Here is an 18256-nt window from a genome sequence, read left to right on the forward strand (position 1 = left end):
CATGTGTATTGAATAGCTGCACCTGACCAAAAAAGGGGACAGATTTATTTTCCTTATTTCCAGGTCTTATCCTTTTACCGACTGGACAAAAAATAAATCCGTCCCATTTTTTTGGCCATTTTTTTGCTCTTCACCATCAAATTATATGAGCACATTATTTTCAGGGCTAAACTCTTTACCGACGGGGTAGAAAATAAATCCGTCCCCCTTTATTGGCTTGAGAGAACGCCTCGAGCACCACTCCACCGTGGGAGGTGGAGTCGCCCAATCGTATAACGCCTTTCATTGAGCAACTTCCCTCGCCTTGATTCCGTAAAAATTATCAGTGGTCAATGCCCGCATTGATTCACGCTCTCCATGAGCTATCAGGAACCAATGTACTTATAATAAACCGCCAATTGGCCATTACTTTCGGAAACCTCAAGATGAAGGATCGCTTCACCGGGGGCGCCATTAGCAAAAAGGACACATTCTAATCCGAGTGCTTTACCGTCAGTTTCATATGCATCAATGAAAGGACGGTGTTGTGCACGTGAATCAAAAGCTTTTTCTTCTGGTGCGATGGATATCTTGGTTCCTTTGTCGAAGTAATCATCGATAGATTCGTAAATCTCATCAGCAACCGCGCTGGATATTCCAAAATCTCTCTCAAGCGCCGGCGAGTCACGCCGATCAATGGCCTCTACGAGCAATTTGGTCTTGGCATAGGCTTGCTGATTAGTAGGTGTACTCATTTATCGACTCCGTCTCTTGGAAGGTGTTGCGGTGCTGGTACCCGCGTTGGCTTCAATCCCGGTGAAATAGCCGCGTGCTTGGAGTGTCGCGCACTTCGCTGCCTTCGGGCTCAGTCCCGCAGCACGGAGCGACTTGAAAGCTACGACAGTTTCACTACCAAGCAGGCCAGCGGTTGATGCCTTATCTTGGGCTCGATTGGCATTATAGTGCGGCGTTCCACGAGTGGTTCCATCTGGGTTTCTTCCCTGAAGGCTTATAGCAGGCGCATCATTGTATTTGTAACCTGAAATCCCATTCATCGACGCATCTTGATAGATGTGGTGCGAGTCTTGGAGCCCGCCTATTTTTCGAAGATCGCCATGGCGACCTGTCACAACACCTTCGGCCTCAAGTACTTTTTTACACTCACATGGGCACGTTGCACTCAGACCAAGGCTATCGACCCAACCTGTCGGATTTGGTGCATAAGCATAAAGATTTAGCCCTCCCATATAACCGATCGGGTCTTTGCTTATGAAACGGCCAATTCCCGGATCATAGTACCGGTGTCGGTTGTAGTGCAGCCCCGTCTCATGATCGTGGTACTGACCCTGGAACCGTATCGGGTTCACCACCCCGTGCTGCCGCGCCCATTCCGAACGCTGTTCCGTCACCTGTCCCCACGCCTTGTACTGCGCAGTCCAGGCCATGTTGCCTTGCGGGTCCGTCAGTTCCTGCGGCGTACCCAAGTGATCGCACTGATACCAAGCCAACGCATCAAACGCTAAGGCCGTTGCCTTGTGATTCCACAACGGATCCTCGTCGAGGCTGTATTCGCCGCTGTAATCCGGTTGGCCCGCCAGGTTGATCGGCGCATGACGCACGGCCTGGGCGACCGGGACGAAACAGCCGGGTTCGAAGACGTAGTGAACGGTGCGGCTCGGCGCGCCGTCGGTTTGTGCCGGGCTGCTTTCCCAGGCGAGGTTGTCGCCGTCCCAGCCGTAGAGGGTAAAGCCGCAGCCGTATTCACGTTGTTTGCGCGCGTGTTCGCTGCGGTTCCATTGCGAGCCGGCTTCGGGACGCTGTTTGTAGTGGGCGCTGGAGTTTTTGTGCAGGCGCCGTCCTAACGCGTCGTAGGCGAAGTCGACGGCCAGGCGTGGGTCTTCGAAACGCACCAGTCGATCAAACAGGTCCCATTGCAGATCGCTGCGGGTGCCGTTGTGCCAGCGCTGGATCTGGTTGCCGCGCTCGTCGTAGTCGTAGTGGGTGCCGGCGTATTCGCGCAGCAGGTTATCGACCAGTTTGCTGCGTGGCGGAGTCTGATCCAGTGGGCGGCGGATTTCCGTGATTTTGTCGTCGAGCAGGTTGCTGGCCGGGTCGAAGGCAAAGGTTTCCACGCCTTGGCGGGTGGTAGCGCTGAGCAGGCGGCCGACCGGGTCGTAACGATAGGCGAGCGGGCCGCGGCGGCTGTCGTTGATGTCGGTCAGTTGGCCGGCGGCATCGTATTTGTATTCACGCTTGAGCAGTGTGGATTGGTCGTCGCTGCGTCCCAGCAGTTGCTCTTGCAATCGGCCGGCCGGGTCCCATTTTTGCGTTTGCAGCAGGTGGTTGCCTTGGTGGCGGGCGACTTCGCGGTGCAGGTCGTCGCGTTCGTAGCCGATCAGTTCGTGATCGTCCAAACGCAGGCCCAGCAAGTGGCCGCTGCCATAAGTGAGCCAACTGACGCGGTGCCCATCCGGGCGTACGGTGGCGACACGCTGGTTGAGCACGTCGTACTCGTGCTGCCAGATGGCGACCGTGGGTTGTTCCAGGCCGAGGTAGTGCTGGTGTTCACGCAACAGGTTGCCGGCCGGGTCGTGGAACCATTGCAAGCGGCTGTCGGCGTTGTTCGCCATGACCAGGTTGCCGTTGCCGTCGTAGGCGAAGGTTTCGCTTTGCGACTTGTCCCCCAGGCTGGCGCGGCGTTCGGTCAGGCGCCCCATGGGGTCGAAGCTGACCGAGATCACGCGTTCGCCGTTGACGGTGTGGGCCAGGCGCCCGGTCTGGGCGTCGTATTGATAGCGCGTGGAGCGGCCGTCGAAGCCGGTTTCTTCCAGCAGGCGACCGACCGGGTCGTAGTGGAAGTGCGCGCGTTGTTCGTTTTCGTTTTCCAGGGCCAGCAACTGGCCGAGGCGGTCCCAACGGTAGCGCAGGGTTTGTTCGGCGGCATCGACCCGTTCGGCGATCAGACCGGCAGCGGTGTAGCTCCAGGTGGTGCAGCGATCGAGGCCATCGACGTGGGCGAGCAAACGACCTTCGGCGTCGCGCTCAAAACGCTCTTCGGTCTTGTCCGGGTGTTTGATCAATACCAGTTGACCAGCCTTGTAGGCGTATTCGGTGCTCTGCCCGGCCGGGTCGGTGAAGCAGATCATCTGCCCGAGTTCGTTGTATTCCCAGGTGCTGGTTTTGCCCGAGCAATCGACGTATTTCACCAACTGTCCGGCGTCGTTGTAGGCCAGGGCTTTTTCGTTGCCGTTGGCGTCTTTGATCGCGGTGGGTTGGCCGGATTTGTTGTAGGCGTATTCGGTTTTGTTGCCCAGTGGATCGATCGATTCGACCAGGTTGCCCTGATCATCGTAGGCCCGCTGCCACTGGCCGCCCTCGGCATCGCTGATCTTGATCAACAAGTCCTGATCGTCGTAAGCGTAATGCATGACGGTGTGGTCGGCGCGGATGTGTTGAAGGCGATTGCCACGCTCGTCGTAGGTGTAGCGGTCGGTGCTGCCGTCGGTGTGCACGTGGCGGATCAGATTTTTCGCCTCATCGCGGAAAAACCATTCCGAACGCTCATCCGGGTGACGAACGCGGTAGGTGTAGCCGAGGATGTCGTAGTAGTGCCAGGTCTCGTTGCCGTGGGCGTCGGTGACGTAGGTCAGGCGGATGTTTTCGTCCCACTCCAGACGGGTGTCGAAGCTGCCGTCGTCGGCCCATTCGCGCACTGCTTTGGCGTCAGTGCCGGTACCTTGCCATTCCAGGTTCATGCCGCGACCGGTGCGGTCGGTGTAGCGGGTGATCAGGTGATGTTGGTACTGATAGGACCAGGCGGCGCCGTTCTCGTCTTGCGCCTGGATCAGGTCGCCGTAAGCGTCGTACTGATAGGCACAGAGCTGTCGCAGCGGTGCACCGTCGACGATTTCCCAGAGGCCAATAAGCCGACCGTGATCGTCGATCATCGTACCGAGGTGCAGGTGAACTTTGCTGATGTCGTTTTCTTGATACGTGATCAGGTCCGACAGTACCGACTGCTCGCCGTGGCGATGCTCGTAATGCAGCATGATCCCGGCGCCGTTGCGCAGGACCACATTCGTCAGCACATAACGCTGGCCGCGACGGACGTAGGTTTCTTTGCGCTCGAAACCACGGCACAGCAGTAATTGGTCATCTCCCGAGCGCACCAGGGTGATGTTTTCGATGGCGTCGTAATGAAACAGGCCGACCTTCGGCAGCGGATAGTCGTGGCTGCGGCCGTCGGCGTCGTGAAACTTCAGGCCATCGCCAATGCAGTCAAAACGGGTGGTGAATTCAGTGATCCAGCGGGCGCCTAGCTCGCTTTGATCGTAGGCCCCGAGGCGCGAACTGTAGGTACGAGTCCACTCAATCGGGAACGGCCCCGGCAGGCTGAAATCGATGTGGCTAAGACTCTCCGACCCCATGGCAAAACTGATGCTGTTGCAGGTGCCGGTACAGGTGCCATTTTTCTTGCCATTGGCAGTATTCGTGGCCGGCACCTGATGACTGTTGGCCCCCAAACCACCCTCAGACGCCGTGCGCTTGGCCTGACTCGTCTTGTCAGGTTTGACTCCAGCGCTCTGACCATGAGCATTGCGCTTACGCCAGACGGTGACGGCGCTGGACAGGATAAACAGCAACCAGCCGATGGAGTTCTGCACCGATTCATCGTCCAGCTTGCTCAACTGCGTGTGCAGTTCCGGCCCCATCGCCCGCAACTTCTTGGTTTCGGTGGCCACCCGTTCTTTGATGTCATCGGGTAGCAGGTTTTCGGCTGCGCTATTGGCCAGGCCCTTGCCTGCGGCTTTATATGCACTGGCTGCGGCCCCGAAAATGTTGCCGATCGCCGCGAGTGGATCATTGAGCAGTTGGTCGCCGGCGGCGCTGATTTTTTGACCGGCCGCCTGGGCATCACCCTTGGCATCGAGCTTGCCATTGGCCACCGCGTCGAGGCCTTTGGCGATCTCGTTGATGACGTCCTCGCCCAGCTTGCCGGCGTCCGCCAGAATACCCGGCAGCTTGCCTTTGGCTTGTTCAACGAAGTCGTCGAGGGTACCGATAATCGAATCGTTCAAGTGCCCTATCAGTATTTCGACCACCGACGAGCCAAGCAGCGCTTTGGTAGAGGCCTTCATCTCCTGACGCACCAGAAACAGGGTCGGACGCAGGGTCATGCGTGCAGCGGCCATGGCCGGCGGCAACGGCAGGACGCCGATCAGGTTGATGCCGAGACTGGCCCAGGCGAGCAGGTCGCGTTTCTGGGCATTCGACAGGGTGACGATGTCGCCCAGCGCATCGACCAGCGCCATGATGTTGCCCACCACCGGCAAGGCACCGGCGACGTTCTTGATCCGGTCGAGGGTGACCACGCCGCCGCTGGCGGATTGCAACCAGGCGTCGAAGACTGCCGCGCTGCTGGCGACGTCCTGAACGTCGATAGCGCTCAGCGGAACAATGGCAACCTGCGGTTCACGTTTTACGATTTCAGTGGTCATGACAGCATCTCACCGGCCAGCAGGCCCGGGGTTTTAAAGGAGGTCTTGGGAGGCGTGACAGCCGGCAGGCTCGGCAACTTGCCGCTCTTGCTCGCGGCACCGAGCAGGCTTGAGGCGCTCGGCATCGAGGCGCTGGCGAGTTTCGGCAACCCGGCCACGCCGCCCTGCACCGCGCCTTTGACTTGCTGCGCGGTCTGCATCGCGCCTTGGGCGGTTTGCACGGCGCTCATGCCGCTTTGCGCCAGGGCTTTGCCTGTCTCCAGCACGTCCCAGTTCTTGCTCGGCAATACCTGCGCAACCATCGATTGCACCGGGCCGGGAATGTCCTCGGCGCTCGGCGGTTGCAGCGGCCATTCCGGTTTACCGATGTAACTGCCATCACTCCAGGTGTCCGCCGGGTCCTTGCCAAACATCACCCGCGCCGGCCCCGGTGCGGCGCCGGCGACGGTGGCAAAACCCTTCGCATCGAGCGTGCCTTTGAGGCTCTTGCCCAAGGCATCGATCACTTCGAAGTCGCCACCCTTGATGCCTTGAAGCCCGGCGTACTGGTTGAACAGTTCCAGATTGCCCTTGCCCGGTTTCGGCGGTTCCGGGAACACGCCCGCCAGACTTTTCGCCCCGGTGTAGGCGAAGTTCGCCGCGTGGGCGGTATACGGGCCGGTGGTGGCGTGGGTGATGCCGCCGGCGTTGTAGGTCGTGGCGCTGCCGCCGCCCTGGATCACCAGTTCGGTTTTCGCGGTGATGGTGATGCGGTCGGCATTCGCGGTGATGTTGAGTTTGGCCAGCAGGTTGATGCTGTCTTTCAAGGCGCGAATGTCGATGTCACCCGACGCCGCGACCAGCCGCCAGCCGAGGTTTTGCACGAACAGGCGCATGCCCTGGCTGGCGCTGGCCAGCAGGCGTTTACCGATCGACAGGCTGGTGTGGCCGGTGCTGCTCAGGGCCAGGTGTTCGCCGGTGGCGATGTGGCTGGAGCGCGGGGTGGTCAGGGCGATGCCCGCCGGACTGGCGAGCACCAGATGCGCTTCGGTGAACTCGGGAAATTCGTTGGCGCTCATGTTCGCCGGGCCGCTACCGAGAATGCCCTGGTGCTGAGCGTGCAACGCCTTGGCCACGTCGTCCTGATCGCCCGCTTCCTGGGCTTGCAGTTCCTTGGCCTGTATCGCAAAACCGTCCTGCTGCTCGCTGGCCGTGGCCAAACGCTCGGCGGTTTCCGGCAAGTCTTTATGGTGTTTGGATTCGTTCGGCCGCGGCTCGGTGGTGATCAGCAAACCGGCGGCGGCACGCACCGCACCATGCCGGTCGGTGCGCAGCTCAAAGCCTTCGCCACGCGGCTGGCCGCCGGACGGGCGTGGATGGGTCAGGTAACCGAGGTTGATCGCACTGGCGCCATGATCGCTGCGCAGCGCAATGCTGATCTCGCTGGTGGTGTCGTCGATGCGCAGTTCGTTGGCGCGGCTGCCCTTGTACTCCTTGCTCTTGACCGTGGCCAGGGTCTTGAAGTCCGGCAGTTTGTACGGCGGCAGGTTGGCGCCGTGGTACAGGCAACCGGTGATCAGCGGCTGGTCGGGATCGCCTTCGAGGAAGGTGATCAGCACTTCCATGCCAACGCGCGGCAGGTTGATCGAGCCAAAGGTCTGCGCCGCCCAGTTCGACGCCACGCGCATCCAGCAACTGGTCTTGTCGTCGTGCTGACCTTCGCGGTCCCAGAAAAACTGGACCTTCACCCGGCCGTACTGGTCGCAGAAAATCTCTTCGCCTTCGGGGCCGGTGACCACCGCGCTCTGGGTGCCGAGGACTTTGGGTTTCGGGTGCTCGAGCGGCGGGCGGTACGGCACGTTCCATGGCGTCGCGCTGAAGCGGTTGCGATAGCCCTGGTGAAAGTCGTCCTTGAGGTCGGTGACGTCGCTGCTGATCACCTCTTCCAGCACCTGCGGCTGTTTGCCTTCGTGGAAGATTTCGGTGAGCAGCCACAGGTCGTTCCATGCCGGGTTGGCGTGGGCAGTCAGGGCGAGGAAATGCCCGGTGACCAGCAGCGGTTGATCGCTGCTGCCTTCGGCCAAGCGGTAGTCGCTGCGGTGTCTTTCGAGGGCGCGATTGGCCAGGTGTTTGCCGCGCTCGCGGTCGACAAAACGGCCGGGGTAATCGTAGTCCTCAAGGTCCGGTTTGGCCGCGCTCTTGGCGTCGCTTTCGAGCTCGATCTTCGGTTTGGTGAAGTCGTAATCGCGGCGCGTGGTGCGGCTGGTTCGGGTGATTACGCGCAGGCCGAAACGCTTGATCACCGGCTGATCGGCGACCAGTCCGGTGTCCTGCTGATAAGTCACCGGCGCCAGTTTCGGGAAAACGGTCTGGTCGTCGCCGAACATCAGCAGATGCCCGGAAGCGCTGTGCTGGAAGTGGTAGTGAATGCCCTCCTCTTCGCACAGGCGCTGGACGAAGTGCAGGTCCGATTCGTCGTACTGCACGCAGTAGATCCGCTCCGGGTACACGGCGCTGAGCTGGAACTTGTGGTCGCTGGCAAGGATGCCGTGTTCTTCCAACACCTGGCTGATGATCTGCGGCACGCTCATCTGCTGGAAGATCCGCTGATTGACCCGGTGCGCCAGGTACGCCAGTTGCGGGCGCAGCGAGATCTTGTAGCGGGTCAGACGCTTGCCGGCCTCGCCCTGGGCGATGCTGTATACCAGCCCGTGGATGCCGGTGCCGTTTTGCGCGAGCTGTAAAAACGCCAGTTTGTGCAGCAGGCTTTCGAGGTTCAGCGAGGCCTTTTCGCTGACCAGTTCCAGTTCGAACTCGAACGGTTGGTTGAGCGCTTCCCGGCCGGTGAAGGACAGCACCTGAAAATAGCTGTCGGCCCCGTCGATAGTCAGGGCAAAGTGGGTCTGATTGGCCGGTGCGAACATTCCGTGTTCCTCATGCGATGTTGCGACAGCCGTCGACGCCCGTTGGCGATCAACGACTGCAAAAATTCTTTAGGGGACAACCAACCGCCCCGGCCGCGCGGGCCGAGGCGGTACAACGGTCAACCTGGATCAGGCCACCGGCAGACGCCAGTCATCGGAACCCGAAGTACCGGATACTTCGTGGGTCCAGGTGATTTTGCGGTAGGTGAACTGCACTTCTTCCAGGTGCGTGAAGTGGGCGTTCGACGGATCCTGGCAGTTGTGCATTTTGTTGTTGATGGCGACGATGATCGCGTCTTCCAGTTTGGTGGTGTAGTAGTGCTCTTGGGTCCCTTGGGCCGAAGTGCGGTACCACTGGATAACGATTTCGCTCATGCGCTCGCCGGAGGTCAGAGCAGCTTGCAGCAGTGGCGAAGCCTTGTCGTAGACCTTGGTGATCACCACTGGCTTGTGCACGCGCTGACCGGTCGGTTGGCCGGATTGCGGGTCACGCGGGATGATCACGTCGTGGCTGAAAGCCTGAACCATGACCTGGTCTTCGTGACCTTCTTGATAAGTGTTGCCAACCGAGTCGGCGGTGAAGGCGCCGGCAGTGATCAGACCTTGTTTTTCGCCAGTGACGGACATGTAGGCAGGTGTTGCCATGGGGTGCTCTCCTTGCTTGAAAGACAGGACCGGACGGCGTGATTGCCTGTCCAGGTGCCGAAGGAGATATCAAAAGGCGTGCCAGCCATCATGTGGCCATTATGTTTCAAGGGTTTGGGCGACGTGACCGTGGGTTTTTCCGACTTTTGCTGTAGGAAACGGCCGACAAGTGCGCAAGAAGTTGCGCAGTACTGTGCAAGAAGTTGCGCACTTGGCTGTAAGCCTTGAACGGCGTGGCTTACAGCGCATTTACCCGTCGTTTTAGCCAAAAGCAGTGCGCAACTTTTTGCGCACTTGCGCTTACGACGTCAAGACAGGCCGGCGTACGCCCAATCGACTGATCCACACCGCCGCCAGGATCACCGAACCACCGAAGAATAACCGCCCCAACTCCTCATGTTGGTTCCAGATCAGCAGATTGATCAGCAACCCCACCGGCACATGCAGGTTGTTCATCACCGCCAGCGTCCCGCCGTTCACCAGGCACGCGCCTTTGTTCCACCAGTACAGCCCCAGCGCGGTCGAGACCAATCCGAGGAATACCAGCACGCCCCATTGCAGCGGTGCTTCGGGCAGGAAGTTCTGTTTGCCGAACAGCAGGAACGCCGGCAACGCCACCGCCAATGCGCCGAGGTAGAAGTAGCCGAAACGCCGGTAATGCGGCAGGTCGCTGGGGTGACGGGCCACCAGGTGTTTATAAAGGACTTGCCCCGCGGCGTAGGTGAAGTTGGCCAGTTGCAGCAGCAGGAAACCCATGAAGAAATCCGGGTTGATCCGGTCGTAGCGAATCACCGCCGCGCCTGCCACCGCCACCAGTGCCGCGACCAGGGCCCACGGGTTGAAGCGCCGGTTCAGCGCATCCTCGATCAAGGTCACGTGCAATGGCGTGAGGATGGTGAACAACAACACTTCCGGCACCGTCAGCACCCGGAAACTCAGGTACAGGCAGACGTAGGTCACGCCGAACTGCAACGCGCCGATCAGCAACATGCCACGCATGAACGCCGGCTCGACCGAACGCCAGCGCGTCAGCGGAATAAACACCAGCCCGGCCAGCAGCACCCGCACCAGCACCGCGAAGTAACTGTCGACATGCCCGGCCAGGTACTCGCCGATCAAACTGAAGGAAAACGCCTGGATCAGCGTGACAAAAAGTAGATAGCCCATGCTCGCCTCGTTTCGAATGGCGGCGACGATAGCGGGTTTTGCGCTTCACGGCTAATCACACAAATCCCTTGTAGGAGCGAAGCTTGCTCGCGAAGGCGGCGGCCCATCCAACATTGATGTTGGCTGACACACCGCTTTCGCGAGCAAGCTTCGCTCCTACAGGTCTGTGTGAATCCCGGGCAAAAAAAAGCCCGATCTCGCTAATGCGTTCAATCGGGCTACAGCACTCAGGAGCAACAAGTGCAAAGGGAGGTTCGATGCGCGTAAAGCCTTGAAGGGGTTGCGCCAGGCCACTTGAACATCAAGGGATTATCTGGCGATTAAAGCCTCAAGCCACTTGGGAAAGCTTGGCGTTGGCCTGGTTCAGGCCCTTCTCCTGGAAGTCGCCGCCCAGGTTCATGCCTTCGGCGTGAATGAAGGTCACGTCGTGGATGCCGATGAAGGCCATGACCTGACGCAGGTACGGTTCCTGGTGATCCGCCGGGCCACCGGCATAGATCCCGCCGCGAGCGGTCAGCACGTAGGCACGTTTGCCGCTGAGCAGGCCTTGGGGGCCGGTGTCGGTGTATTTGAAGGTCACGCCGGCACGCAGCACATGGTCGAGCCAGGCTTTGAGGGTGCTCGGGATCGCGAAGTTGTACATCGGCGCGGCCATCACCAATACGTCGGCGGCCAGCAGTTCGTCGGTCAACTGGTTGGAACGGTCGAGGGACGCCTGTTCGATGTCGTTGCGTTGTTCGGCAGGTTTCATCCAGCCGCCGAGCAGATTGATGTCCAGGTGCGGCACCGGGTTGACGGCCAGGTCACGGACGGTGATTTGATCCGCCGGGTGCGCGGCTTTCCATTGGCTGATGAAGGTCTGGGTCAGCTGACGGGAAACCGAGTCTTGCTGACGGGCGCTGCTTTCGATGATCAGAACGCGGGACATGGGATGTAGCCTCCATCTGAGAATGCTGTAGGGCGATGGAGTGGAGGTTAAACAGAGTTATATCGATGAAAAAGCGCAAATAACTGCTATAAAGCATCGATAAATTCGTTTATAAGCTGAGCATGCCCTATTCCTGTGGGAGCGGGCTTGTGTGGCGAGGGGGCTTGCCCCCGTTGGGACGCGAAGCGACCCCAAAACCATCCACCGCGGTGTTCCAGATAATCCGCGATGATTGGATTACGACTGCTTCGCAGCCGAACGGGGGCAAGCCCCCTCGCCACACAAGCCTCGCTCCTACCGGGGAGACATCTATTTCGGGGTGCAGCTCAGGTTGATACGCATCTTGATGATCGTACGGGTGAATTTGGCCGTGGCGTTTTTATGTTTGCCGGCGGGCACGTCGACGGTGCGGGTGCGCGGTGCTTCCGGGCCGTTGTTGAACACCACCTTACACGTCGCATCCGTACTGCCGTAGTTGTTGACCTGAATGGACGCGATGTCGTTATCCGTGTCGAAGGCGTTGTAGTCGATGCTCATGCCATTGAGCTGTTTTTGAACATCGATCGGATAGGCAAACGCCGTCAGCGGCAACAGCGCCAACACTACACAACAGAATTTTTTCATTCGGCAGTCTCCAATAGGGACCGCCAGCTTAGGACAAGAGGAGCTCATCATGAAAGCGCCCCGCGTGACCCTTGATCAATGGCGAACATTGCAAGCCGTGGTCGACCACGGCGGTTTCGCCCAGGCCGCCGAAGCGCTGCATCGCTCGCAATCGTCGGTCAGCTACACCGTGGCCCGCATGCAGGACCAGCTCGGCGTGCCGCTGCTGCGCATCGATGGCCGTAAGGCCGTGCTCACCGAAGCCGGCGGCGTGTTGCTGCGTCGCTCGCGGCAATTGGTGAAACAGGCCAGTCAACTGGAAGACCTGGCCCATCACATGGAACAAGGCTGGGAAGCGGAAGTGCGGCTGGTGGTCGATGCCGCTTACCCCAGCGCCCGTCTCGTGCGCGCCTTGACCGCGTTCATGCCGCAAAGCCGTGGCTGCCGGGTGCGGCTGCGCGAGGAAGTGTTGTCGGGGGTCGAGGAAGTCCTGCTCGAAGGCGTGGCCGACCTGGCCATCACCGGTTTCAGCATTCCCGGCTACCTGGGCGCGGAATTGAGCGATGTGGAATTTGTCGCCGTCGCCCACCCCGATCACTCGCTGCATCGACTCAACCGCGAAATCAATTTCCAGGACCTGGAAACCCAGATGCAAGTGGTGATCCGCGACTCCGGCCGCCAGCAGCCACGGGACGTCGGCTGGCTCGGCGCCGAACAGCGCTGGACCGTCGGCAGCCTGGCCACCGCCGCGACTTTTGTCAGCAGCGGGCTAGGCTTTGCCTGGTTGCCCCGGCACATGATCGAACGGGAATTGAAGGAAGGCACGCTCAAGCTGCTACCGTTGGACCAGGGCGGCAGTCGCAACCCGAGCTTCTATCTGTACTCGAACAAGGACAAACCCCTGGGCCCGGCGACGCAAATCCTCATCGAACTGCTGCGCACCTTCGACACTGCGCCGCTGGATGCGCCTTTCGCCGCCCCTGAACAAGCCTGACACGGAGTTTCTGCATGGCCTATTTCGAACATGAAGGTTGCAACCTGCACTATGAGGAATATGGCCACGGCACGCCGTTGCTGCTGGTCCACGGGCTGGGTTCCAGCACGTTGGACTGGGAAATGCAGATCCCGGCGCTGTCCGCCCGCTACCGGGTGATCGTCCCGGATGTGCGCGGCCACGGTCGTTCGGACAAACCCCGCGAGCGCTACAGCATCGCCGGGTTCAGCGCCGACCTGATCGCGCTGATGGAACACCTGAACCTCGGCCCGGCCCATTACGTGGGCCTGTCCATGGGCGGCATGATCGGTTTCCAGCTAGCCACGGATCAGCCGCAACTGCTTAAGAGCCTGTGCATCGTCAACAGCTCGCCCGAGGTCAAGTTGCGCAGCCGCGACGACTATTGGCAGTGGTTCAAGCGCTGGAGTCTGATGCGCGTACTCAGCCTCGGCGCCATCGGCAAGGCCCTGGGCGCCAAGCTGTTCCCGAAACCGGAGCAGGCGGACTTGCGACAAAAGATGACCGAGCGCTGGGCAAAAAACGACAAACATGCTTATCTCGCCAGCTTCGATGCCATCGTTGGCTGGGGGGTTCAGGAACGACTTTCGAAGGTCGTCTGTCCAACCCTGATCGTCAGCGCCGACCGTGACTACACACCGGTGGCGCTGAAAGAAACCTATGTAAAACTGCTGCCCGATGCGCGGCTGGTGGTGATCGCCGATTCGCGCCACGCCACCCCGCTGGATCAACCCGAACGCTTCAACCAAACCCTGCTCGAGTTTCTCACCGCAGTCGACACCACTACTCAGGATCACTGACCCATGCTGAAAAAAATCGCCCTCGTCGCCGGCTCCGTGCTGTTTGCCGCCAACCTGATGGCCGCTACGCCCGCCAAGGCACCGCACGTGCTGCTGGACACCACCAACGGCCAGATCGAAATCGAGCTGGACGCGGTCAAGGCACCGATCAGTACCAAAAACTTCCTTGATTACGTCAACAGTGGCTTCTACAACAACACGATTTTCCACCGTGTGATCCCGGGCTTCATGGTCCAGGGCGGCGGCTTCACGCAGCAGATGCAGCAGAAAGAGACCAAGGCGCCGATCAAGAACGAATCCAAAAACGGCCTGCATAACGTGCGTGGCACGCTCTCCATGGCGCGTACTTCCAATCCGGATTCGGCCACCAGCCAGTTCTTCGTCAACGTCAAGGACAACGATTTCCTCGACCAGGGCGATGGCTACGCCGTGTTCGGTAAAGTCGTCAAAGGCATGGACGTGGTGGACATCATCGTCAACACGCCAACCACTACCCGTGGCGGCATGAAAGACGTACCCGCCGATCCTGTGTTCATCAAGTCGGCCAAAGTCATCGACTAAGCTTCACAGGATGTCTTGAGCGGTTGTCGCCCTGCGGCACCGCTCACACTGTTCAAAGGAGAGCCCCAGCGCGGGCGGAGAACCCATGCTTTATCGCCGTTTTGAAAAACTGATCGACATCTTCCGCGATGCACCAACGGCGGCTCCGCCGGACCGGGTTCTCCCCTTCTATACCTATTACCTGAAGCAAGTCTGGCCGAGTTTCGCCGCCCTGCTGATTGTCGGCCTGTTCGCCTCGCTGATCGAAGTCGCGCTGTTCAATTACCTGAGCCGCATCATCGACCTGGCGCAAGGCACGCCGAACCCGAATTTCTTCCAGGATCACGCCCTCGAACTGACCTGGATGGTGGTGGTCACCCTGGTGCTGCGCCCGATTTTCTTCGGCCTGCATGACCTGCTGGTGCACCAGACCCTGACCCCGGGCATGACCAGCCTGATCCTGTGGCAGAACCACCGCTACGTGCTCAAGCAGAGCCTGAATTTCTTCCAGAACGACTTCGCCGGGCGCATCGCCCAACGCATCATGCAAACCGGCAACGCCCTGCGCGACTCGGCCGTGCAAGCGGTGGATGCGCTGTGGCATGTGTTGATCTACGCGATCAGCGCCCTGGTGCTGTTTGCCGAAGCCGACTGGCGCCTGATGATCCCGTTGATCACCTGGATTGCCGGTTTCATCGGCGCGCTCTATTACTTTGTGCCACGGGTCAAGGACCGCTCGGTGCAGTCCTCCGATGCGCGTTCCAAACTCATGGGACGGATCGTCGATGGCTACACCAACATCACCACGTTGAAGCTGTTCGCCCACACCAATTACGAACAGCAGTACGCCAAGGAAGCCATCAAGGAACAGACCGAAAAAGCCCAGATGGCCGGCCGCGTGGTCACCAGCATGGACGTGGCCATCACCAGCATGAACGGCTTGCTGATCGTCACCACCACCGGCCTCGCGCTGTGGCTGTGGTCGCAGTCGCTGATCTCGGTGGGCGCAATTGCCCTGGCCACCGGCCTGGTGATCCGCATCGTCAACATGTCCGGCTGGATCATGTGGGTGGTCACCGGCATCTTCGAAAACATCGGCATGGTCCAGGACGGTCTGCGCACCATCGCGCAACCGGTCAGCGTCACCGATCACGCACAAGCCAAACCCCTGGCCGTGGCCCGTGGCGAGGTGCGTTTCGAGCACGTGGATTTCCACTACGGCAAGAAGAAAGGCATCATCGGCGGCCTCAACCTGACCATCAAGCCCGGAGAAAAAATCGGTCTGATCGGGCCGTCCGGCGCTGGCAAATCGACCCTGGTCAACCTGCTGCTGCGTCTCTATGACGTGGAGGGTGGGCGCATTCTCATCGATGGCCAGAACATCGCCGAAGTCCGCCAGGAAAGCCTGCGCGAGCGCATCGGCATGATCACCCAGGACACCTCGCTGCTGCACCGTTCGATTCGCGACAACCTGCTTTACGGCCGGCCCGATGCCACCGACGCCGAACTCTGGGACGCGGTGCACAAAGCCCGCGCCGACCAGTTCATCCCGTTGCTCTCGGACGCTGAAGGTCGCAGCGGTTTTGATGCCCACGTCGGTGAGCGCGGGGTGAAACTCTCCGGTGGCCAGCGTCAGCGGATCGCCATCGCCCGGGTGCTGCTCAAGGACGCGCCGATCCTGATCATGGACGAAGCCACCTCGGCACTGGACTCGGAAGTCGAAGCGGCGATCCAGGAAAGCCTGGAAACCCTGATGCAAGGCAAAACCGTGATCGCCATCGCCCACCGCCTCTCGACCATCGCGCGCATGGACCGCTTGGTGGTGCTGGAAAACGGCAAGATCGCCGAGACCGGCACCCACGCCGAACTGTTGGCCCATGGCGGGTTATATGCGCGGTTGTGGGCGCACCAGACGGGTGGGTTTGTCGGGATCGATTGAAACCGTTACCTGATCGTTCCCACGCTCTGCGTGGGAATGCCTCAGGGGACGCTCCGCGTCCAGTGACGCGGAGCGTCACGGGCTGCATTCCCATGCGAAGCGTGGGAACGATCACCGCCAGAGCCCTTTAATGACGTGCTCTGGCGGTTTTTTCATGGCTGCTGGATTTCCGCCAGAACCCTGCTGTACTCAGCCAAGGTTCTGGAAATGAGCCTGTCGTACATCTGCAGGACGCATCACGCACTACAGTCTCGATAGGTCGCCTATCAAGGACGCTCTCATGTCTCTGTTCAAACGTTCAGTCACTGAGTTGTTAGGTACGTTCTGGCTGGTGTTGGGAGGTTGCGGCAGTGCGGTGCTGGCCGCGTCTTCGCCGTTGGGTATCGGGGTGCTGGGTGTGGCCCTGGCGTTTGGTCTTACCGTGCTGACCATGGCGTTCGCCATTGGCCATATCTCTGGATGTCATCTCAACCCGGCCGTATCGGTCGGCCTGTTCGTCGGCGGTCGGTTCCCGGCCAAGGAATTGCCGGCCTACATCATCGCCCAAGTCATTGGCGGGATCATCGCGGCGGCCTTGCTTTACTACATCGCCAGCGGCAAGGAAGGCTTCGACCTGTCGGCAGGCCTGGCCTCCAACGGCTACGGCGAGCATTCCCCCGGCAAATACTCGATGGCCGCAGGCTTCGTCTGTGAACTGGTGATGACAGCGATGTTCGTGCTGATCATCCTCGGCGCCACCGACCAACGCGCGCCGGCCGGGCTGGCACCGATCGCCATCGGCCTGGCCCTGACGCTGATCCACCTGATCTCGATTCCTGTCACCAACACTTCGGTCAACCCGGCGCGCAGCACCGGCCCGGCGTTGATAGTCGGCGGCTGGGCCATCGCGCAGTTGTGGATGTTCTGGGTCGCCCCGCTGCTCGGCGCGGTGGTCGGCGGGGTGACTTATCGCTGGCTGGCCAAGGAAGGCAGCTGATGCCCGTGGCGAGGATCAGGCTTGCCGGTAAGGCAAGGCGGTCCTCGCTTCCTCGGCATACGCCAACACTCCGACCCGTTCTTGTTGCAGGAAGTCTTTGACCGCCGCTTTCAACCCCGGATGGCGCAGGTAGTGCCAGGAATGGGTGATCACCGGCTCGAAGCCGCGAATCAACTTGTGCTCGCCCTGAGCCCCGGCGTCGAATCGCTGGAAGCCATTGGCGATGGCGTAATCCATGCCCTGATAGAAACACGTCTCGAAATGCAAACGGTCGTACTCCGCCAGGCAACCCCAGTAACGACCGTAAAAACTGTCGCCCCCCACCAGGCTGAAGGCCATGGCCACCGGCCGTGAACCTTGCTTGGCCAGCACCACGCGAATCGATTCCGGCATGCGCTCGGCCAGCAGGCTGAAGAATTCCCGCGTCAGGTACGGCGTTTGCCGACGCACCGCATAAGTATTGGCGTAGCAGGCGTAGACGAAATCCCACTGCGCCTCGGTCAGTTGCGCCCCCTCGAGCCATTCGAACTCGATGCCCTGCCCCGCCACTTGCTCGCGCTCTTTGCGCATCTGCTTGCGCTTGCGCGAACTGAGGGCGTCGAGAAAGTCCTGGAAGTCCCGATAGTCGCGGTTCTGCCAGTGGTACTGACAGCCGATGCGTTGCAGCCAGCCGGGCTGTTCGGCCAACGCGGCGTCGGTGAACGGGTCGGTGAAATTGATGTGCGCGCTGGAGAGTTCTTCGATTTCCAGATAACCCGGCAGGCTTTTGAGCAACTCAAAACCATCCTCGACACGGGCCGCCAACAAGCGCGGGCCGCTGACCGGGCTGAACGGCACGGCGGTCAGGAGTTTGGGGTAATAGTCGATGCCGGCACGGGCGCAGGCATCGGCCCAGGCATGATCGAACACGTATTCGCCGTAAGAATGCCACTTGCGGTAACTGGGCAATGCGGCGATCAGACGCTCGCCTTCGATGTGCAGCAAATGCTCGGGTTGCCAGCCGGAATGCGGGCCGACGCTGCCGCTGTCTTCCAACGTACTGAGGAAGGCATGGCGCAGGAATGGCTGATTTTCGGGCACCAGCGCGTCCCACGTGAGCGGCGCGATTTCGGACAGGCTTTCCAGACGTTGCAGCGGCATCGGCATTCTCACAATTGTTCGCGTAACAGCCCGGCGAGTATCGCTTATCGCCGCCCATTGCACACCCGTCATCCGCCGACAGTGCTCTAGAACAAAGGTTCACGAAAGGTTTGTATCGTCATCGAG

Annotated in this window: 13 protein-coding genes; 5 read left to right on the plus strand and 8 right to left on the minus strand. The window is 60.2% G+C overall.

Annotation, left to right across the window (positions count from 1 at the left end; all coding sequences use genetic code 11):
* Positions 1-365: 365 nt before the first annotated feature.
* The 7 genes from FQ192_RS01810 to FQ192_RS01850 all read right to left on the minus strand — a co-directional run bounded on the left by FQ192_RS01810 (position 366) and on the right by FQ192_RS01850 (position 11744).
* A complete protein-coding gene (locus FQ192_RS01810) occupies positions 366-734 on the minus strand; it encodes a hypothetical protein (RefSeq protein ID WP_149657114.1) in 369 nt (122 codons plus the stop codon).
* Positions 735-5477 (minus strand): RHS repeat-associated core domain-containing protein, encoded by a 4743-nt coding sequence (locus FQ192_RS01815; RefSeq protein ID WP_256672199.1) that lies wholly within the window; start codon positions 5475-5477, stop codon positions 735-737.
* On the minus strand, positions 5474-8380 hold the full coding sequence (locus FQ192_RS01820) for a type VI secretion system tip protein VgrG (RefSeq protein WP_149657115.1): 2907 nt from the start codon (positions 8378-8380) through the stop codon (positions 5474-5476). Before FQ192_RS01820 ends, FQ192_RS01815 begins: the two co-directional genes overlap by 4 nt.
* A gap of 129 nt (positions 8381-8509) precedes the next feature.
* Positions 8510-9025, minus strand: coding sequence for an Hcp family type VI secretion system effector (locus FQ192_RS01825; protein WP_149657116.1), 516 nt, complete (start codon positions 9023-9025; stop codon positions 8510-8512).
* A gap of 300 nt (positions 9026-9325) precedes the next feature.
* Entirely contained in the window at positions 9326-10192 is an 867-nt protein-coding gene (locus FQ192_RS01830) for a carboxylate/amino acid/amine transporter (RefSeq protein WP_149657117.1), read from the minus strand.
* Positions 10193-10520: 328 nt separating this feature from the next.
* Positions 10521-11120: an FMN-dependent NADH-azoreductase gene (locus FQ192_RS01840; RefSeq protein WP_123507765.1), complete on the minus strand. Its 600-nt coding sequence runs from the start codon at positions 11118-11120 to the stop codon at positions 10521-10523.
* 309 nt (positions 11121-11429) lie between these two features.
* Positions 11430-11744 carry a 3-phosphoglycerate kinase gene (locus FQ192_RS01850; protein WP_149657120.1) on the minus strand — a complete coding sequence of 105 codons (315 nt, stop codon included), beginning with the start codon at positions 11742-11744 and terminating at the stop codon, positions 11430-11432.
* Positions 11745-11793: 49 nt separating this feature from the next.
* Between FQ192_RS01850 and FQ192_RS01855 the strand changes: the two genes are divergently transcribed.
* From FQ192_RS01855 to aqpZ, 5 genes are all read left to right on the plus strand, one after another.
* Positions 11794-12717 (plus strand): LysR family transcriptional regulator, encoded by a 924-nt coding sequence (locus tag FQ192_RS01855; protein WP_149657121.1) that lies wholly within the window; start codon positions 11794-11796, stop codon positions 12715-12717.
* Between the two features lie 14 nt (positions 12718-12731).
* Positions 12732-13535, plus strand: a complete 804-nt coding sequence (locus tag FQ192_RS01860) for an alpha/beta fold hydrolase (protein WP_149657122.1) — start codon at positions 12732-12734, stop codon at positions 13533-13535.
* A gap of 3 nt (positions 13536-13538) precedes the next feature.
* Positions 13539-14096: a peptidylprolyl isomerase gene (locus FQ192_RS01865; RefSeq protein WP_149657123.1), complete on the plus strand. Its 558-nt coding sequence runs from the start codon at positions 13539-13541 to the stop codon at positions 14094-14096.
* A gap of 85 nt (positions 14097-14181) precedes the next feature.
* Positions 14182-16014: an ABC transporter ATP-binding protein gene (locus FQ192_RS01870; RefSeq protein ID WP_149657124.1), complete on the plus strand. Its 1833-nt coding sequence runs from the start codon at positions 14182-14184 to the stop codon at positions 16012-16014.
* A 280-nt stretch (positions 16015-16294) separates the two neighbouring features.
* Positions 16295-16990 carry an aquaporin Z gene (gene aqpZ / locus FQ192_RS01875; protein WP_149657125.1) on the plus strand — a complete coding sequence of 232 codons (696 nt, stop codon included), beginning with the start codon at positions 16295-16297 and terminating at the stop codon, positions 16988-16990.
* 15 nt (positions 16991-17005) lie between these two features.
* On the opposite strand, the gene FQ192_RS01880 is transcribed toward aqpZ, so the two are convergent.
* On the minus strand, positions 17006-18130 hold the full coding sequence (locus tag FQ192_RS01880; protein WP_149657126.1) for a GNAT family N-acetyltransferase: 1125 nt from the start codon (positions 18128-18130) through the stop codon (positions 17006-17008).
* Positions 18131-18256: the final 126 nt, after the last annotated feature.

It is taken from the genome of Pseudomonas sp. ANT_J12 (assembly GCF_008370045.1).
Lineage (GTDB): Bacteria > Pseudomonadota > Gammaproteobacteria > Pseudomonadales > Pseudomonadaceae > Aquipseudomonas.

Coding starts and splice junctions, on each gene's coding strand:
- FQ192_RS01820 (WP_149657115.1), bottom strand. CDS start 8,380: ATGTTCGCACCGGCCAATCAGACCCACTTTGCCCTGACTATCGACGGG.
- aqpZ (WP_149657125.1), top strand. CDS start 16,295: ATGTCTCTGTTCAAACGTTCAGTCACTGAGTTGTTAGGTACGTTCTGG.
- FQ192_RS01810 (WP_149657114.1), bottom strand. CDS start 734: ATGAGTACACCTACTAATCAGCAAGCCTATGCCAAGACCAAATTGCTC.
- FQ192_RS01865 (WP_149657123.1), top strand. CDS start 13,539: ATGCTGAAAAAAATCGCCCTCGTCGCCGGCTCCGTGCTGTTTGCCGCC.
- FQ192_RS01830 (WP_149657117.1), bottom strand. CDS start 10,192: ATGGGCTATCTACTTTTTGTCACGCTGATCCAGGCGTTTTCCTTCAGT.
- FQ192_RS01855 (WP_149657121.1), top strand. CDS start 11,794: ATGAAAGCGCCCCGCGTGACCCTTGATCAATGGCGAACATTGCAAGCC.
- FQ192_RS01860 (WP_149657122.1), top strand. CDS start 12,732: ATGGCCTATTTCGAACATGAAGGTTGCAACCTGCACTATGAGGAATAT.
- FQ192_RS01815 (WP_256672199.1), bottom strand. CDS start 5,477: ATGACCACTGAAATCGTAAAACGTGAACCGCAGGTTGCCATTGTTCCG.
- FQ192_RS01870 (WP_149657124.1), top strand. CDS start 14,182: ATGCTTTATCGCCGTTTTGAAAAACTGATCGACATCTTCCGCGATGCA.
- FQ192_RS01840 (WP_123507765.1), bottom strand. CDS start 11,120: ATGTCCCGCGTTCTGATCATCGAAAGCAGCGCCCGTCAGCAAGACTCG.
- FQ192_RS01825 (WP_149657116.1), bottom strand. CDS start 9,025: ATGGCAACACCTGCCTACATGTCCGTCACTGGCGAAAAACAAGGTCTG.
- FQ192_RS01880 (WP_149657126.1), bottom strand. CDS start 18,130: ATGCCGCTGCAACGTCTGGAAAGCCTGTCCGAAATCGCGCCGCTCACG.
- FQ192_RS01850 (WP_149657120.1), bottom strand. CDS start 11,744: ATGAAAAAATTCTGTTGTGTAGTGTTGGCGCTGTTGCCGCTGACGGCG.